Annotated in this window: 15 protein-coding genes; 2 read left to right on the forward strand and 13 right to left on the reverse strand. The window is 59.5% G+C overall.

All coding sequences use genetic code 11. From position 1 onward, the window contains the following. Positions 1-11 precede the first annotated feature (11 nt). The 13 genes from GPICK_RS09410 to GPICK_RS09470 form a co-directional block, all read right to left on the reverse strand. The gene (locus GPICK_RS09410; RefSeq protein ID WP_039742561.1) at positions 12-3,056 is read right to left on the reverse strand and encodes an FAD-dependent oxidoreductase; all 3,045 of its coding nucleotides are present in this window, start codon (positions 3,054-3,056) and stop codon (positions 12-14) included. Between the two features lie 69 nt (positions 3,057-3,125). Then, positions 3,126-4,277: a (Fe-S)-binding protein gene (locus tag GPICK_RS09415; RefSeq protein WP_179944508.1), complete on the reverse strand. Its 1,152-nt coding sequence runs from the start codon at positions 4,275-4,277 to the stop codon at positions 3,126-3,128. 34 nt (positions 4,278-4,311) lie between these two features. After that, entirely contained in the window at positions 4,312-4,851 is a 540-nt protein-coding gene (locus GPICK_RS09420; RefSeq protein WP_039742565.1) for a 4Fe-4S dicluster domain-containing protein, read from the reverse strand. Then, on the reverse strand, positions 4,838-6,808 hold the full coding sequence (locus GPICK_RS09425; RefSeq protein WP_039742566.1) for an aldehyde ferredoxin oxidoreductase C-terminal domain-containing protein: 1,971 nt from the start codon (positions 6,806-6,808) through the stop codon (positions 4,838-4,840). The genes GPICK_RS09420 and GPICK_RS09425 overlap by 14 nt, the downstream gene beginning before the upstream one ends. 276 nt (positions 6,809-7,084) lie before the next feature. After that, on the reverse strand, positions 7,085-8,452 hold the full coding sequence (locus GPICK_RS09430) for a DVU_1553 family AMP-dependent CoA ligase (protein ID WP_052263383.1): 1,368 nt from the start codon (positions 8,450-8,452) through the stop codon (positions 7,085-7,087). Then, positions 8,449-9,852, reverse strand: coding sequence for a radical SAM (seleno)protein TrsS (gene trsS / locus GPICK_RS09435; RefSeq protein WP_039742568.1), 1,404 nt, complete (start codon positions 9,850-9,852; stop codon positions 8,449-8,451). Before trsS ends, GPICK_RS09430 begins: the two co-directional genes overlap by 4 nt. A 1-nt stretch (position 9,853) precedes the next feature. Beyond that, positions 9,854-10,297, reverse strand: a complete 444-nt coding sequence (locus GPICK_RS09440; RefSeq protein WP_039742569.1) for a DVU_1555 family C-GCAxxG-C-C protein — start codon at positions 10,295-10,297, stop codon at positions 9,854-9,856. Continuing rightward, complete coding sequence (gene trsM / locus GPICK_RS09445) at positions 10,294-11,064, reverse strand: DVU_1556 family methyltransferase (RefSeq protein WP_236685523.1); 771 nt, start codon at positions 11,062-11,064, stop codon at positions 10,294-10,296. The genes GPICK_RS09440 and trsM overlap by 4 nt, the downstream gene beginning before the upstream one ends. Further along, complete coding sequence (locus GPICK_RS09450) at positions 11,051-11,479, reverse strand: DVU_1557 family redox protein (RefSeq protein WP_236685524.1); 429 nt, start codon at positions 11,477-11,479, stop codon at positions 11,051-11,053. The genes trsM and GPICK_RS09450 overlap by 14 nt, the downstream gene beginning before the upstream one ends. A gap of 40 nt (positions 11,480-11,519) precedes the next feature. Beyond that, complete coding sequence (locus tag GPICK_RS09455; RefSeq protein ID WP_052263385.1) at positions 11,520-12,590, reverse strand: molybdopterin molybdotransferase MoeA; 1,071 nt, start codon at positions 12,588-12,590, stop codon at positions 11,520-11,522. Between the two features lie 215 nt (positions 12,591-12,805). Continuing rightward, positions 12,806-13,948 carry a 6-oxocyclohex-1-ene-1-carbonyl-CoA hydratase gene (gene oah, locus GPICK_RS09460; RefSeq protein ID WP_039742573.1) on the reverse strand — a complete coding sequence of 381 codons (1,143 nt, stop codon included), beginning with the start codon at positions 13,946-13,948 and terminating at the stop codon, positions 12,806-12,808. A 175-nt stretch (positions 13,949-14,123) separates the two neighbouring features. Beyond that, complete coding sequence (locus GPICK_RS09465) at positions 14,124-15,335, reverse strand: molybdopterin molybdotransferase MoeA (protein WP_039742576.1); 1,212 nt, start codon at positions 15,333-15,335, stop codon at positions 14,124-14,126. A 136-nt stretch (positions 15,336-15,471) separates the two neighbouring features. After that, entirely contained in the window at positions 15,472-16,557 is a 1,086-nt protein-coding gene (locus GPICK_RS09470; protein WP_039739717.1) for an IS5 family transposase, read from the reverse strand. Positions 16,558-16,994: 437 nt separating this feature from the next. Between GPICK_RS09470 and GPICK_RS09475 the strand changes: the two genes are divergently transcribed. Continuing rightward, on the forward strand, positions 16,995-17,441 hold the full coding sequence (locus tag GPICK_RS09475) for a GNAT family N-acetyltransferase (RefSeq protein ID WP_039742578.1): 447 nt from the start codon (positions 16,995-16,997) through the stop codon (positions 17,439-17,441). Between the two features lie 81 nt (positions 17,442-17,522). Then, a complete protein-coding gene (locus GPICK_RS09480) occupies positions 17,523-17,933 on the forward strand; it encodes an RrF2 family transcriptional regulator (protein ID WP_039742580.1) in 411 nt (136 codons plus the stop codon). The last annotated feature ends 65 nt before the right edge of the window (positions 17,934-17,998 follow it).

A 17,998-nucleotide genomic window follows, 5' to 3' on the forward strand; every position in this document is an offset into this window, starting at 1 on the left:
TTGTTGCCTTCCTAGTGCTCAGGAAAGGCCGCGTCGATCTGGGCAAATATCTCGTCGTCCGTGTAGTGCTTCAGGTAGATGGCCCCGGTCGGGCATTTCGCGTTGCAGAGACCGTCCCCCTTGCAGAGGATCGGCTCAACCCTGGCCTTTTTCCCCTGCGGCGTATCGACAAAGGAGATGGCGCCGTACTTACAGGCGGTGATGCATGCCCCGCACGATACGCAGTCGCTCTCGGTCACATCGCAGACCGCGCCGGAGGCGGTGACCGTCTCCCGTGAGAGAATCCCCACGGCGCGCCCTGCTGCGCCATAGGCCTGGCTGATGGTTTCCGACAGGTGCTTGGGATAGTGGGCCGTGCCGCAGAGGAAGACACCGTCCGCCGCAAAATCCACTGGCCTGAGCTTCACGTGGGCTTCCTGGAAGAAGCCGTCCGGGTTGTTGGAGACCTTGAAGAACTTCCCGGCGTCCTGGCTCGATTCGGCCGGGATGACCGCAGCGGCGAGCACAACCAGGTCGGCTTCCAGCTCCATCATCTGCCCCAGGACCGGGTCGGGCACCGTGACCGTGAAGCCATCCCCGGCAGCTGCCACCACCGGCTTGGTCTCCGCCTCGTAGCGGATGAACTTCACGTTCTTCTCCGACGCCTCGCGGTAGTAGGTCTCCTTGAGGCCGTAGGTCCGCATGTCCCGGAAGATGATCTGGATCTCCATCTCCGGATTGATCTCCTTGAGCTTGTGGGCGTTCTTGATGGCCTGGCTGCAGCAAACGCGGCTGCAGTAGTTCCGGTCCGCCTGCCGGCATCCCACGCACTGGATCATCACCACGCTCTGGGCGTTTTTCACCTTGTCGCTGCCGCTAACGATCTCCCCTTCCAGTTCCAGCTGGGTCAGGACCCGGTCGCTCTGGCCGTAGAGATATTCCGTCGGCTTGTATTCCTGGGCGCCGGTGGCGATCACGGCCACGCCGTGCTTCACTTCCCGGTTGCGCCCCTGGGAGGTCACCGTGGTGACGAAGTTCCCCACGTAGCCGGAGACCTCGGTGATGGCCGCATCGGTCCAGACGTGGACCCGCGGGTGCCGGTAGACCTTCTTGACCAGGTCCGCCAGGTAGGACTGGACATCCATCCCCTCCAGGGTGTAGTGGAGGCGCCGCGCCATGCCCCCCAGGTCGTCGTCCTTCTCGACCAGGTAAACCTCGAATCCCTGCTCGGCCATGTTGAGGGCCGCGGTCATGCCGGCCACCCCGCCGCCCACCACAAGCCCCGTGTGGTCCACCGGCAGCTGGAATTCCTGCAACGGCTCCAGGAATGCGGCCCGGGCAACGGACATCCGGACGATCTCCTTCGCCTTCTGGGTGGCGCTCTCCTTCTCGCGGGAGTGGACCCAGGAGCAGTGCTCACGGATGTTGGCGAACTCGAAGAAGTACTGGTTGAGCCCCGCTTCCCGGCAGGTGTCGCGGAAGAGCGGCTCGTGGGTCCGCGGCGTACAGGCCGCCAGCACCACTCGGTTCAGTCCCTTCTCCACGATGGCGTCGGAGATCTGCTTGGCGTTTTCCGTGGAGCAGGCAAAGAGGTTATCCCCGGCCCAGGAGACGTTGGGGAGCGTGGCAGCGTATTCGATGACCGCGGGTATGTCCACGACCCGGCCGATGTTGGCGCCGCAGTAGCAGACCACGACCCCGATCTTGAGCTCTTCCTGGGACACGTCCTTCTCCGGCGGATAGACCCGCTCCCGCTCCAGCCGGCCGCGCCGGTATGAGAGAAGCTGTCCGCAGAGGGCGCCGGCGCCGCTGGCGGTCACGACCGACTCGGGGATATCCAGGGGCCCCTGGAAGGCGCCGCTGACAAAGACCCCTTTGCGGGAAGTCTCGATGGGATTGTACGGGTTGTTCTTGCAGAATTTCTGGTCGGTGAGCTCGATGCCGATCTTGCTCGCCAACGCTTCCACATCCTTCGGCGGATTGAGACCCACCGACAGGACCACCATGTCGAATTCCTCTTCCTTCACGCCGTCGTCCAGCGTGGAGTAGCGGATGGTAACGTTCTTGGTGCTCTCGATCTCCCGCCCGATGGTCACGTAACTCCGGACAAAGCGCACGTCGGAAAGCTTTTCCGCCCGCTGGTGGAAGCGCTCGAAGTCCTTGCCGTAGGCCCGGACGTCGTTATGGAAGATGGTGGCCTGGAGTTCGGCGTTGTGGTCCTTGGCCAGGATCACCTGCTTCTGGCTGTAGGCGCAGCAGACAGCCGAACAGTAGTTGTTCCCCCCCTCGTTCACCTGCCGGGAGCCGACGCACTGGATCCAGGCGATCTTGTGGGGATGCTTCTTGTCGGAGGGGCGGAGGATCTCCCCTTCGTAAGGACCGGTGGCGCAGAGAATCCGCTCGAAGTCGAGGCTGGTGACCACGTTCTGCATCCTGCCGTAGCCGAAGTCGCCCCGCAGCTTCGGGTTGAAGGTCTCGTAGCCGGGGGAGAGGATGATGGCACCAACCTCGACAACCATGGTCTCCGGCTTCTGGTGGAGATCAATCGCCTTGGTCTTGCAGGCGCCGACGCAGATCTGGCATTTCCCTTCCTTCAGGTAGAGGCAGGTCTCCGGGTCCACGTAGGTAACCAGTGGAACCGCTTGGGAGAAGTAGATGTGGACCGCCTTGTTCTCGGACAGGTTCTGGTTGAACGGGTCAGGAATCTTCACCGGGCAGTAGTCAACGCAGATGTTGCAGCCGGTGCACTTCTCCTCCGAGATGTACCGGGGCTTCTTGGTCAGCGTTACCCGGAAATCGCCCGCCTCGCCATCCACCCGCTCCACTTCCGTATAGGTGATGATCTCGATGTTGGGGTTCCTGGCGCATTCGATGAACTTCGGCGACTCGATGCACATGGAACAGTCGTTGGTGGGGAAGGTCTTGTCCAGCTGGGACATCTTGCCGCCAAGGGCCGGCGATTTGTCGACCAGGAAGACCCGGAACCCCGAATTGGCGAGATCGAGAGCGGCCTGAATACCGCTGATCCCTCCGCCGACAATAAGTACGTCACCAATATTTCTGTCTGAGGTATTCATAGAGTTCGCCCTTCGACTGGAGTGCTGTTCCGCTCTTCGTCCGTTATCCGACCCGGTGCCCCCGGGCACCTAGATCACTTCAAGGATGATTTCCGCCAGATCCTTCACCTCGACCTTCTCATGATCCGCCAGATCCAGACTGCTGTCCGTAAAGTTCGTGATGCAGTAGGGGCAGGAGGTGGCCAGCACCGTGGCCCCCACATCGACCGCCTGCCTGAGCCTCAGGTCGGCGAACCGCTCTTCCTTCGGGGTCTCCATCCAGATCCGGCCGCCGCCGCCGCCGCAGCAGAGGCTGGTTTCCCGGTTGTCCGCCATCTCCAGCAGCTCCAGGCCGGGAACCTTTTTCAACACATCCCGGGGCTCGTCGTAGATACCGTTGTGACGCCCCAGGTAGCAGGGGTCGTGGTAGGTGACCGTCTTGGGAAACTCACCGGTAATCGTGAGCCGCCCTTCGTTGATGAGCTGGCCGATGTACTGGGAGATGAAGACCACCTCGAAGTTCACCTTGAACTCGGGATACTCGTTCATGAAGGTGTGGTAGCAGTGGGGGGAGGAGACCAGCACCTTCTTGACGCCGTTGTCGATGAACTGCTTGATGTTCTCCTTGGCCAGCCGCTTGAACAGCTCCTCGTTGCCGGTCTTGCGGATGCTCTCGCCGCAGCAGCTCTCCTTGGAGCCGAGGATGCCGAAATCAACCCCGGCCTTGTTGAGAATGGCGGCGGTAGCAGCGGCCACCTTTCTCATCCTCGGGTCGTAGCTCAGGTAACAGCCGGTGAAGTAGAGAAGCTCCATCCCCTCGGCATAGGGCTTCACCGGCAGGTCATTGGCCCAATCGCCCCGCTGGGTCCGATCGCCCCCCAGGGAGTTCCCCTCGGAGGTGAGGCTCGCCACCACGTTGCGGATGGTCCCCACGTGGCCGGGATAGACATCGTATTCCGCGCCGATCCGGCGCATGGCGACCCCGGCCTCGATCTGGTTCACCCCCCTGGGGCAGCGGCTGGGGCAGGTGCCGCAGGTGCTGCAGCGCCAGATGTCTTCCTGCTCGATCTCGGTCAGGCCGAACGTCCCCTGACGGACGATCTTGCGCATGCTGAACTGCCGTACCCGGTTCCAGGGGCAGACCGAATCGCACAGACCGCACTGGTAGCAGTACTTGAGCGAGTCGCCCCCCTTCTCTTTTATGACGTCGATGATCTCTTTGTATGGAGTAACGGTTTCCACGATATCACCTATCCTGTTCTTGACCCGTACGGTGCTAGCCCTTCTTCGACAATCGGGCGACAGTGTCCATTACTTTCTGGAAGCCATGTTTGCTCACCAGCGATTCCAGACCGACTTCCATCTCGGTCATCGTCTCCTTTACGTCCTTCTCGTCCACTTCCACTTCCCGCTCTTCGTAGACCAGCGCATCAACCAGGCACCACTTGACACATACCGGCTGCTCCTCGCCGTCACACATGTCGCATTTGAGGGGAAGACCGGAATCGGGTTCTTTGAACAGGTCCCGGGAGGGGCAGGCGGCACGGCAGGAGTCGCACTCGTTGTATTCCTTGCCATCAATGATGTACTTGTTCCGCCCCATGCACTCGGATTCGGTGTACTCGCCGGCAAAGACCGGCATCCAGATGTCCTCTAACCGGTTGGTGATAACCTGGATGCGTGACCGTGCCGGGTTGTTGCTGCTGTAGGGCGGAACCGCGTGGAAGGCGGAGCACATGATCTCACAGGTCCGGCAGCCGTTGCACTTGTCGGCATTAACCGTGATTGTCCTGACTTTCTTCTTAATTTTGGCCATTTTTCAAGATCCCCCTCTTTTCCAGGTCGTCAGCGACATAGCCGAGGTCCAGCTCTTCCAGCTTTTCCCGCGTGGGAATGCCGTCGTTGTTCCACCCCTTGTACGTGTAGTAGGTGGAGAGGAGCTCTTCCTCGAGTTCGGGGAAGCGCTTCTTCCAGTGGTCCTCGGGCGGCTTCTCGTCGACCCTCCTGATGCCCAACCTGTTGTTGTATGCCCGGTGCAGGTTCCGGCTCCTGTTGGCAATCTGCTTCAGCCCTGCCTCGTCCAGATCCATGCCGGTGGCAGCGGAGATGATCTTCGGATAGTTGTGGATGTGGTAGGGAGGCTTCAGACAGAAGGACGACATGCCGCAGCACATACCCACTGCATCGTCGATGTTGTGCATCATCTCCATCCAGTCCACGATCTCGGAGCACATGTCCGGCGTCGGGAAGTAGGGGATCGACTTCTCCCCCCTCAGTTCCCAGTCGAGCACGATCTGCTTGAACTTCTCGTCGGGGATCTGGGGCCAGTCACGGACGAACTCTTGCCGCTGCTCCATGGTGGGGAAGGCTGACTGGGGCCACTGCCCTTCCATCTGGGTGATGCTGATCTTCTCGTTGGTGGAATACATGAGGAAGTAGAGCGGATCCAGGGTCCCGAGCTTGATCGGGAGCTGCTCATGCTTCTTGATGGTGTTGTGGTCAAACGCCTCCGCGCCGTTGCCGATCTTGCGGGCCGCGAAATAAACCCCGTCAGCCAGGATATCGCCGATCCCCTCGCGCCGTGCGACCCGGTCGAGGAGCCAGAAGAATCTCCCTTCCTTATCGGACGGACACCCTTTGAAGTCCTTGTCGGTGAGAATGCCGGCTTCATAGAGTTCAACGGCAAAGGCGAGAATCTGCGGCGTCGAGAACGAATCAACCCCGTACTCGGTGGCGCGCTGCAGGATCTTCCAGGAGAAATCCAGGTCATCCACATAGGCCGCCATGGCGTAGGTGAGCTTGCCGAAGCACTTCGCCATGTACCTGGGCGTATCTTTGTGGGAAATCAGTGCCCCGCAGTGGGTCGGGCAGTTATAGCAGCTGATGAGGCGCTTTACCGCACCATGCTGGGACTTTGACCACGACTCATCGATCTCCTCGGTCCAGAAATCCCTTCTCCGGGTGCGGGCATTGCCCCAGGCGAAGTTCTCCGTATGCCACTTCTCATCGGTATGGAGCATTTCCTGGGGCGATCCGATGCCGGAGAGGATGGTCATGACGTCCTTGATGGGGTTCTCCCACCGGTACTTGATGTAGTCCGTCACCCCCTGCATCTCCCGCATGAACGCTTCGGGATGGGCTAGGAAGACATCCCCCGTGCCGCGGACGGCCACGGCCTTGATCTTCTTGTCTCCCATGATCGCGCCGCCGCCGAGCCGGCTGGCGCTCGACCGGGACTGCTCGATGGAAGCCGTGAAGACCCGGTTCTCGCCGGCGAGGCCGATGGCGGCCACCTGGGCTTTCGGGTCGTTCAGCTCCTTGCGGATGAGTTCCTGGGTCTCTACCGCCCCCCTCCCCTGCAGATGCGACGCGTCACGGAGCTCCACCTTGTTATTGGAGACATACAGGTAGACCCAGTCGGGCGACTTGTTCTTGAAGATGATCTTGTCGTAGCCGGAATACTTCAGCTCGGCCGCGAAAAAGCCCCCCATCATGGGATAAGCAAGCGTGCCCGATTGAGGAGAGATGAAGGAGACGACGGTGCGGTTGGCGCTGAAAACCGGGGTACCGTTCAGAAGTCCGGTACTGAATACAAGCAGGTTCTCAGGATCGAATGCCTTGGTTTCCGGTGGAACCCTGTCCCAATGCACCTTGACACTGGTACCCAACCCCCCGAGATGGAGCTCCATCAGCTTGGGGTCGGTTGCCACCCGTTCGATATTCCCTGTCGCCAAGTCAACTTCCAGATAGTATCCAGCCTCTGCGTATCTCATTTTTACCCCTCTTCCTGATTAGTCTCCGCAGCCGCAGCCTCATACCAATATAACGGTACTGTTTTACCTCTTTTTTATTGCACCACCCATATCAAAACCTCGATATCTTGACAAGCATAAATTAGTATATAGGTACTTCTTTGCTTGTTTAAGTTACTTACTATTTACCAGACCGGCGTTTCGCTGTCAATACTTAATTTAGTATACTGGTACCTCTTTACGTATTTTATCGCACTCTTCTGAAGCGAAGAGAATATCTCTTGATTTGTCAGAAGGTTAAACCGCTCGATTCTGCGTGACTGCCGAATCACCAGCGGTAATTATCTTTCTTTTTGCGACACCGGTTGTGGTCCAGCGGCCGTCTGCCGAAAAACGCACGGAAGGTATCGCCAGTTCCCCATTGTCCATGCATTTGCGCAGGGCCTGAACCTCGTTCAACCTTTCGAGAACCTTGCACGCCGTCAGACTCCCGCCTTCCGCCCCGTGGACGTCGAAGTGCAACTGACGCCGACCTCCACTCCCCTTTGATACCGTCACCCGGTAGTCGAGCAGATCCGGAAGCCGGAAGAGTTCCTCGTCAATGGCGGGAAGAGTCAGGATACAATCCGGGTCAAGCCGTATCGCACCGCTCCACCGCCCTTTGACGCGCTCCATCCGCCTCAGCACGCTCCCACAGGGACAGGGTTGACGCATGATGCGGGCGATGTCGCCGGTTCTATAGCGTATGAGCGGCATGCCACGTCTCGTGAGAGTCGTAAAGACCACCTCGCCGATGGTGCCGTCGGGGCTCACCTCGCCGGTTTCGGGATCAACCACCTCGAAGTAGAGATCGGCCTCCCTCAGGTGATAGCCATCCCGGGCCTCGCACTCGACACCCCCCCCAAGCCCCATCTCGGTCATGCCGTAATGGGTGAACACCCGGCACCCCCAGACATCCTCCAGGGTCTCGGCGATCGACTGCGGCACGTAGTCGGTGCTCAACAGGACGCTCTCGATGCGCCCGTTCCCCATCGCCGCCCCCACGGTTGAGCGGGCAACGGCGAGGACCTGCGTGGGAATGCCCACAATACAGTGGGCACCGCTGGAAGCGATTGATTCGGCGGCACGGTGGGGGTCCGCCACCGGGCCCAGCACGGATGCCTGGACATCCATCCTCTGAAGCCCCCGCGCGAGGAGATCCCCAACGCTGTCCGGGGTCTCTCCGGGGAGGAGAACCGCCACCTTCTGTCCCGGCCGGACAAGGGTCGACATGCCGTGGTGGAAGAAATCCACCGTCAGTTCCAGGTCCTCTTCGGTGAAAAAAAGCCTCTTGGACTCACCGGTGCTCCCCGAGGTACGGAGCGTGACGATTCGGGCTATGTCGTCCTGACGCACCGCCAGAAAACGGGATGGGTCGCTGGCGACGTCCGCCGGTGTCGTAAAGGGAATTCGGGGTATGTCGGAGAGAGAAGACAAAGGGGTAACGGGTAAGGGGGCCAGATGGCGACGGTAAAAGGGTGAGCTGCGACGGGCGTAGCCGATAACCTCGTTCACCCTCTGGAGCTGGTAGGCCTTGAGCGCTTCATCAAAGGCACCGCCCGTCGTGTGGCGGTCGATGCGGACCGTGGCCCTGATCCATGGTTCGAGGGGGGTGAGAGCGATCATACTCCCTCCGATCCGTTCCGGTTGCGGTAGAGGCTTTTTCCGTCTCTGCCCGTCAGATTGTAGGCACAGAACGGGATCAGCCTGCCGTCGGCGGATATGACCGATATGCAGCACCCCCTGAGCCGCTCCATATCCAGGTTGTCCGCATCCTGGAAGGCCATGGCGGATATGGTGAAGCTCCTGGCAGCGATCCCCTTGAGAAACAGATCCAGGTCAATGGGGCCTTCAACCCGCACCGGCTCCGGCTTGCTCCCGCAGCAGCAGGCGGTGGCCTGTTCCGGTTTCGCCCCCTCCGGCAGGCTCCAGCGGCGTGACATGGTTTTCACGGTCCTGCCGATCCCGCCGCCGTCGCAATCCGTCGAACAGCAGCTGTCGCTCTCCACTGCCCCGAGCGGTCTCAGGCCGCCATCGGCCGAATTTATGTAGGTGGCATGCAAGGAACAGTGGGCGTGTTCGCCCCCCGGGGGGGAAAAATCCGCCACCGTGAGAAGCCCCTCCGTCTGCAACTCCATGCACCTCATCAGCTCGGGGAGGGTAAAGCGCCCTTCGTCGCCATGGTGGTCAGGGAAACGGCCGAAATAGCTGACCGGCTGGAAATGGATCCCCCGCACGGCGGGGGCCAGTTGCAGCGCCTGCCGCACGATGGCCCCGATGGAGCCGGTGTTTACCCCCCTCACGAGGGTCGGGACGAGGACAACGCCGAGCCCGGCATCGCCGGCGTTCCGTATTGCCTGGAGCTTCCGGTCCAGGAGCGCGTCCCCCCTCAAGGTGCGGTAAACCCCATCATCGACCCCGTCGAACTGAAGGAAGACCGACGAGAGGCCAGCCGCCCGGAGCCGGCTTGTGTAGTTCTTGTCCGCGGCAAGCCGGATGCCGTTCGTGTTGACCTGGATGAAGGAAAAGCCGACCCGGCGCGCAATCTCGATGATCTCCGGAAGGTCGTCCCGCAGGGTCGGCTCGCCGCCTGACAGCTGGAGATTGCACGAGCCTGCCGCCGCCAGAGCCCGTTCCAGCTGCCATGCGATGTGCTCCAACGAGGGGTCCTCTGTCGGACTGCAGCCGGCATCGGCAAAACAGACGGCGCACTGCAGGTTGCACCGCTGCGTCACTTCGAGGAGGACGGAACAGGGGAGCTGCCTGTGGTCGGCACAGAGGCCGCAGTCGAAGGGGCACCCCCTGTCAACGGCCCCATAGCAGACCTCGGGATGAACGGGTGCCTTTGGCCTCCGCCACTGGGCCATGGAGGGCTCGCCGCGCCAGATGAGGGTCTTGAAGGAACCGTGCTCCCCGCACCCCTTTAGCTGAAAGACTTCGTCACCTTCGAGCACCCGTGTCGCGTCGATCCTCCTGAGACAGACAGGGCAGACGCTTTCGGTTATGTTCAGGTTCACCTCTTCCATGTCACCCCCTTGGGCCCCCTGCCTGGTCGAACCCGTGGCTTGCGAGGATCTCCATGCACTTCCCGTAGGTTTCCGCCACAATCTGGCCGCAGATCCCCTGGTTGGGGAATTTTTCCAGGATGTCGAGGCATCGCGTCCCGCCGTACTGGGCGTCGGCTCTCCCCTTGAACCACTCCGAAAGCTCGCTCAGCATCGTCATGTGCCGCTCGTGGGGCATCTCTTCCTCGCCCCCCTTGCCCGCGTAGAGCGAAATGAGGCACGCCCCGCCCGACAGGGCTCCGCAGGCCTCGCCGCTCCCGATGATGCCATAGCAGAGCCCCCCCACCGACTTCACCAGGTCGTCGTTGGCCTTGCCCAGGGTCTCCAGGGCCAGGAGCACGATGATCTGGGCACAGCAGTACCCTTTGGCCTTCAGCTTTACCAATCGAAAGAACAAATCGTTCATGCGTGACCTTCCATTCTGGTCTCGACGGCGTTGGGAACGCCACCCCCCTTTTGGGCAACCAGGAGAAAATAGGTGATGCCGGATCTGCCCCTCTTTTTTCCGCTCCCTCCCCGAACACACCACGACTCCGGAAGACGCTCGCCGGCAAGGATCATGCGGGCGACGAATTCCTTGAGCAGCCGGTCGTGCGCTTCCCACAGAAGAACGGAAAAGCCAAGGTCCGCCAGCTGGCCGAGGAGATCATCCTTCACGAGAAATCCGACCGCCGGGCTCCCCCCCTCCACCGCCTCCAGGCTGCGCTCCCCTTGGGCGAGGACGTCGCTGAGGATCAGGAATCCCCCCCCCTGCAAGACCCGCGCAAACTCCCGGAGTGCCCCCGGCTTGTCATCGAGAACGGAAAGGACGCACTCGCAGAAGAGGGCGTCGAAGGATGCTCCCCTGAAGGGGAGAGTTTCCGCACTCCCCCGGACGAGTCGGGCAGGGCCAACCCTGTTGGCGGATTCTCCGAGGAGCGTCTCCGAATGGTCGAGCCCCACCACGCGGTAACCGCCGGTCTGTTCAAGATGTTGAAGGGTCCCCCCCGCGCCGCAGCCGATATCGACTACCAACGAGCCGCCGGGGAGACCGCAGATTTCGAGGGCCCTGTCAGTGAGAACAGCGCCTCCCGGCCGGATGCACGGTCCGGCGCTGCAGAGAAACTTCGACCAGTCAAGGGAGCAGTCGGTCATCACGTCACCGGTCAGTTGGGATACGTTACTTGTCTTCAAGCGCCTGCTCCGCCTCGGCGACCTTTCCTGTCGCCAGTTCCTCGTCTATGAGGATGAAGCCGCACTGTGAGCACGCTGGAAGGTTGATGGGAAATATGGACTGCATGTACTGGAGCCTGACCGTCTGGACCTCCAGGGGCGCCTGGCATTGACTGCAGTGCCAGGTGCTGACACTGCCGGACTTTACCCACTCCCTGGTGCTTCCGCTCGACTTCATCACCATTCTGTGGGAATAGGCGGTATGGACCTGATACCCCTCACCATTGCGACTGTATTCCACCCAGTAGGTGACCGCTTTGGGGCGATAGTAGGCAAGGGAGCGGCCGGTGGCAGGGTCCACCAGCTTCTTTCCGGTGGTCTCGGCGTGATGAATCACCTTTTGCACGTCCTCCGCCAGAATCAGGCGGTCCCCCATCAGACGCTCGACCTCCTCGGAGATATCCAAACGTATCTGCTCACATACGTCCATACGCACCTCGAACCTGCCGCGAATCCCTCGTGCTTCTCACCGATGGGCCAGTCGTCTTCTTGCACACCGCTCCCCGCAACGTCTCATGGAAGTATAGCGGGATGCCCTGACGATGCCCCATCATCTTCAGCAGTGCCGGCCTGACGATCTCCTCGAACACGATCATGGTGGACGTGGGTTTACCGGGGAGGGAAAACACCGGCGTATCGCCCTTCATGCCGAATGCTTTGGGCCCCCCTCCCCTGAAGTCATCCTTCCCCAGTATCTGGCGGACCCCCGACTCGGCCAGCACCGCCCGGACAAAATCCCTGTCGCCGGAGGAAACGCCGGCGGAAGTGATCAATGCATCGGCCTTCAGCCCCTCACGGATATTTTCCCGGTGGCTCTCCCTGTTGTCGCGGGCTATGGAGAGGATGATCGGCTCGGCGCCGAGCTCTCTGATGGCCGCAGCCAGGTACAGGGCATTGCTGTTGATTACCTGGCCGGCGGCCGGCGATTCGCCCAATTCGACGAGCTCGTCGCCGGTGGAGAGAACCGCCACCCTCGCCTTGCGGTAGACAGGCACCACCGCCTTGCCGAAGGATGCCAGCAGGCCGATCTCCTTTGCCTGGATAACCGTGCCCGTTGTCAGAAGAGTGTCGCCGGTTGCCGCATCTTCTCCCCTGAAGCGAATATGCTGCCGCTGACGGACCGGCGCCAGGATTGTCACCCGACCATCGGCCTCCACCGTCTTCTCCAATGGTACCACAGCATCGCAGCCACGGGGAACCATGGCCCCGGTCATGATACGAACGGCACACCCCGGCAAGACGGGACCCGATACGCTCCCCCCCGCAGGAATATAACCGGCGACCCGAAGGATCGCCCCCTCCACGGCACAATCGGCACTTCGCACGGCAAAGCCATCCATGGCCGAGCTGTCGTAATTTGGCATATCCCAGGGCGCCGTCACATCCTGGGCCAAAACCCTTCCGAGTGCGGCCAGAAGCTCAACCCGCTCCATCCCTAGTGGCGCTACATTGCCAAGAATGATCTGACGAGTGTCAATACGCATCATCTCCTCATCCTCCGTTTCCAGCGGCGCGACACAGAGCAACCCTTAATTTGGTATATAAGTACCATTTTACACTTTTTTTGTCAAACTGAATTTGATTTTTGAAGGGGGGTTGGGCGGGAGTTTCAGGGTATTTATTGCGGAGGGGATAGCGTCTGATAAATGCCCGGCGAGGTGGGTCCCATCGTGCGAACCCCACCCCGCCGGTCCTGCTGCTGCTATTTTGCCGCCGGCATCAGACTCTCGATCAGCTCCTCGGTCCAGGGCGTTCCCTTGGCCAGCCCCTGGCGCAGCTTCACAAAGTCGATCTCGCGGCCGGTCTCCCTGGTTCCTTCGTTGAAGGCCCTGAAGCCGGTGCGGGCCTCGTTCATCATATTGAGGGCCAGCCAGGCACGGGAGTTCTCCTTGTTGAGGTTCCACGCCTGGAGCTTCGGCTTGCGCAGCTCTTCCAGGCTCTTGGTCATGCACTCGGGGAAGGTGTCAAGGAGCTTGGCGCAGAGCTCTTCCACCTTCAGATCCAGCAGAGTGAGGTCGATCTCCCCTTCCTTGATCTGGGCCTGCCCTTCCTTGAAGGCGGCGCCGCTCTTGAACTCGCCATGGACGACCCGTCCGTATTCGTCGAGCATCCGGTCGGTGACGACGGTGGGGTTGGCAACGAATTTACCCCCCGCCTTGAGGGCCGGAACCACGTCGGCGATGATGCCGAGCCGGGCTGCCTTGTGGGCCGAGAAGGGCTCGCAGAGAGTGCCGGAGACCATGGCCTGCTCGCAGCCGATCATGAGCGGCAGGAAGTCGGTTGCCCCGCCGATGGCGGCCGAGCCGTGCTTGGGGCCTGCCTGGCCGAAGTTGGCCAGGTCCTGGGCGATACTGAAATCGCAGGCCATGCCGATTTCCTGGCCACCGCCGATCCGCATGCCGTTCACGCGGCAGATGACCGGGCGGTCGCAGCCGAGGATGGCGGAGACCATGTCGTTGAAAAGGCGCATGTACTGCCGGTATTCCTGGGGGTTGCCGGCGTAGTACTCGGCGTACTCCTTGGTGTTGCCGCCGGTACAGAACGCCTTGTCGCCGACGCCGGTGAATACCACGGCATTCACCTCGCGATCGACGGAGGCCCGTCGGAACGCGAGGATGGTGGCCTTGACCATGTCGGTGGTGTAGGAGTTGTACTGCGTGGGATTGTTGAAAATGATCCAGGCGTTATAGAGCCCCTCCACCACTGAACCGTCACGGCGCCTGGCAGGACGTTTCTCGTAGCGGACCATGCCGTCACAGAGGCCCTCCACCTCACGGTCGATCAGGTTGTGATCGATCAGGTTCCCCGGTGCGGTGCTGGCGATTATCGCATCTGTTGTAGCCATTGCTTTTCCTCCCCATTTGATATTTTTGTAAACAGCCGACCATACAAAACAACGCCTTATACCCCATTTATGCATTCTAGTACTTCATTACCGATTTACTGTCAAGCACTTTTTGCCGGTGGCCCAAGCATAGCAATTAATTCTTCCATAGATATCTGTCGGTGGCATTGACACCTCACATATCAAACGATCTGTTTAAAGGCGTGACGTCTACCGGAGTTTCTGGAGAGATGGTTTCGCCCGGAGCAAGCTCGATGATCCCATTGGCCCGCACCATGATTGCAAGGCTGGCTGAGCTCTGATCCGCGGCGATTTCAGCCAGATACTCGCCATTAATTTCACTGAGCCGGGACATCACCAGATGGGGACGATCACCCTTGTTTCGGTACGGTTCCGTCACGGTCGCCTTGACCACCGGCTTCCGGATATGCAGATGCCCCATCATTTTCAGCAGCGCGGGTCGAACGAACATCACGAATGCCACCATGGCAGCCACCGGATTGCCGGGGAGCGCGAATACCGGCTTGCCGTTCAACATGGCAAAGGCAAATGGCTTGCCGGGCTTCATATTGACCTTCCAGAACAGTATCTCCCCTCCAAGCTCCTGAATCACCTCTTTGACATAATCCTTTTCACCAACCGACACGCCGCCTGTGGTCATGATCACATCGGACTGGAGACCGGCGAGAATCTTCGCACGGGTGGAATCCTTGTCATCCCTGGCGATGCCCAGCACTACGGGAGATGCACCCGTTTCCACAACCTGCGCGGCAATGCTGAAACTGTTGCTGTTGATCTTCGTGGCTGCGATCGGCGTCGAGCCTGCCTCGACAAGTTCATCTCCGGTGGCGATTATCGCGACCTGAGGAGCGCGATAGACCGGGAGCATGGTCCTTCCCAGGGAAGCCAGCATCCCGATTTCCTGTGGCCTGAGCATAGTGCCGGCCGCAACAACACGCTCGCCACACCGCACGTCCTCACCTCTCCTCCTGATGTGGGAACCAGGCTTGACGCCGCTTTTCAGCCTGATCCCTTCATCCACATGCTCGACATCCTCGATGGGCACGACGGTGTCGCATCCAGGCGGAACGGGCGCGCCGGTCATGATCTTGATTGCTTCACCCGGGGCCACGGGGACTGCCCGTTCCTTGCCGGCCGGGAGAAATCCCGTGACCTTCAGACAGTTCTCCTGCAATGTCTCATGGGAAAAGGCATACCCGTCCATTGCCGAATTATCGGCGACGGGCATATCCCACGAGGCATGCATATCATTGCTGATGACCATCCCCAAACCCTGCAACAGAGGAACCTCCACTTCTTCAAGGATGTTCACCTGTTGCAGAATCACACGTTGCGCGTCGCCTATCAGGCCGTTGAAAATCGACATTCTTTTAGTTCGCTGAACTTTGCAGTTCGTTTTTTGAATCCGTTTCGTTGCTCAGAACCTTTGCTTTACGTTCTTTTTGCTCTTTATCAACCTCATATACTGCTGATGTAGCCTGATCCGAGGGAGTTTTCCCCTCTCAGGTGACACCGAGCCCCAGGTTTTTCATCCGAACCAGGTTGTAGGCCGCAGCGTGCAGGTCAAGTTGCATGGCGATCTTCTCGATTCCCCGGTACATCGTCTTGCGTAATCTGCCCACGGTCTTCATCCAGCCAAAGCCTTCTTCGATTCGTTTTCTGATCTTCTGGCTGATGGTGTAGTTCGGATGATTGGTTGTTCTGCCGTCGATGGCTGATCTCCTGTTGGTGGTGTTCTGAGCCACGTGCGGCGTAATCTTGAGCCGGCGCAGCTCTCGGACAAAGGGCTCAGTGTCGTAGCCTTTGTCCCCGCCAAGAGTGATGCGCCGAGTCGTCCTTGGCAATTGCTGCACCATGGTCTTAGCTGCGTCGCGTTCCCCGGAACCGGTTGCCGTTGTCACCTTGGTCCTGATGATGAGGCCACTGCGATTCTCCATCAGGGTATGTCCCTGGTAGCAGAGCTTGGCTTCCTTGTTCTTCCCCTTGCGGTAGAGCCTGGCATCAGGGTCAGTGGTGGAACCATGGGTTTCGTTGGTAAGTTTCTGCCCTTTGAAATCCACGGTATCGTTCCTGCCGCCACCACCTGCTGAAGGAGGTCCATCCTTGGGCTTGAAGCTCTTGATGGAGGCCCAGGCTTCGATGAGAGTACCGTCAACGGTGAAGTGCTCACGAGACAAGAGACGCTTACGTTCTGCCTGGGCCAGAACGCGGGAAAGAAACTCGGCGGCGACCTCGGAGCCAATCAATCGTTCGCTGTTCTTGGTAAAGCTGGAATGGTCCCAGACTTTCTCGTCCAGGCCCATGCCGAGAAACCAGCGGAACAGGAAGTTGTAATGGATCTGCTCCACCAGCTGCCGGTTGCTGCGGATGGAGTAGAGGATCATCAGCAGTTGGGCCTTGAGCAGCTTCTCCGGCGGGATTGAGGAGCGGCCGGTTGTGGCGTACATGCTATCAAAGAGCTTGTCCATCCCTGCCAGCGCTTCGTCGGCCATCTTACGGATGGCCCGCAACGGGTGGTCCTTCGGGACAAAGGATTCAGGTGTTACGTAGGTAAAGAGTGCTTCTGTATTGCTGTCAAAACCGCGCATAACTTTCCTCAATAATTGTAGAGCGTTATGCGCGATAAAGTACCACAGATAGGCCGTTTTCTCTATTTCAATTTCAACAGCCTGCTATACTGATCACTGTCAACACCTCATGGCTCGATTCACTGCATAGTATTTTAGTACTACTTTACCTTTTTATAAGTCAAGACAATTCAACCGCACATCTGCAAATAACGTATCATGACAATCAATGCCATATTTTCAGGCAGTTACATCTCCAGATATCAAGTAAAAATCAAAGGCTGAACATAATGGAGAGAAATCCTCTTGAATCACCCCTTCTATTACGGTATTATGGTACCACTTTTACCAAGAAGAGCAAGGCACGGAAAATATTTTGGGGGCAATTTCGCACAACCCCGGGCTACAGAAAGAGCGTTGACCCGGGACAACCGATGCGAGTGCCGGCAAGGTCACGAATGAGCAATCAATTATCAATCCGCAATGCAAAGCCAGGCGATCTCAACGGTATAATCGCATTGGACACCGTCACTTCGAAGGCAGAAAAGGCTGATTACTGGCGGGAAATTTTCGACCGTTTTGTGACCAGCGGCAAAAGCGATCGGGTCTTCCTTGTGGCTGAAGCGAAGGGGAAGATTGTCGGATTCATTGCCGGCGAGGTTCGTGCCTGGGAGTTCGGCTCGCCACCCTGCGGGTGGGTGTTTGCCATCGCCGTTTCGCCGAATGCCCGGGAGGGGGGGATCGGCCGGCGCATGTTCGACGAAATTTCCGCCCGCCTGAAGGAGGCTGGTGTCACGACAGTGCGCACCATGGTCGACCGCGATAACAAATTGACCTTGTCGTTCTTTCGCAGCATGGGCTTACGGACAGGCAGGTATATCGAGCTGGAAAAATCGCTCGACTAACCGGCAGGGTACCTGTAACCCTCAACGATTCCAAGAACATGGTCAGTAGTCTATTCAGCTTCACCCTGGAGAGGGGATCCCATGAGACTCAATAAAGCCAGCCTGTTTGCCTTGTTTGCCGTACTCGAACTGGCCAGCGACCCGGAGCGGCAGTTGTCGACCGGGGAGATCGCATCCAAATACGACGTTTCTCCCCACCATCTCGCAAAAATCATGCGCGACCTGGTTCACGAAGGACTGGTACAGGCGGTGCGCGGCGTCGGCGGTGGGTACCGGTTTTCGGGAAACGTCCAGCGGACGACGCTTCTGGACGTCATCCAGATGTTCGAAAATCTGGAATCCGAGCTCGATGTCCCCAACGCAAGCAAGAGTGATGTTCCCATTCTGGAGGAACTGAAGAGCATCTCCAGCGAGATCAATGAGCTCACCAAGGCGGTTCTGGACACGATCACCCTGGAAACTGCCCTGAAAGGGGCGCGTCAGCGAATGTAACACGCCCCACTTTCCGGCAAAACCCATCCGCAAAACGAAACGCCGGGAGCAAACGATCGCTCCCG

The organism is Geobacter pickeringii, assembly GCF_000817955.1.
Lineage (GTDB): Bacteria > Desulfobacterota > Desulfuromonadia > Geobacterales > Geobacteraceae > Geobacter > Geobacter pickeringii.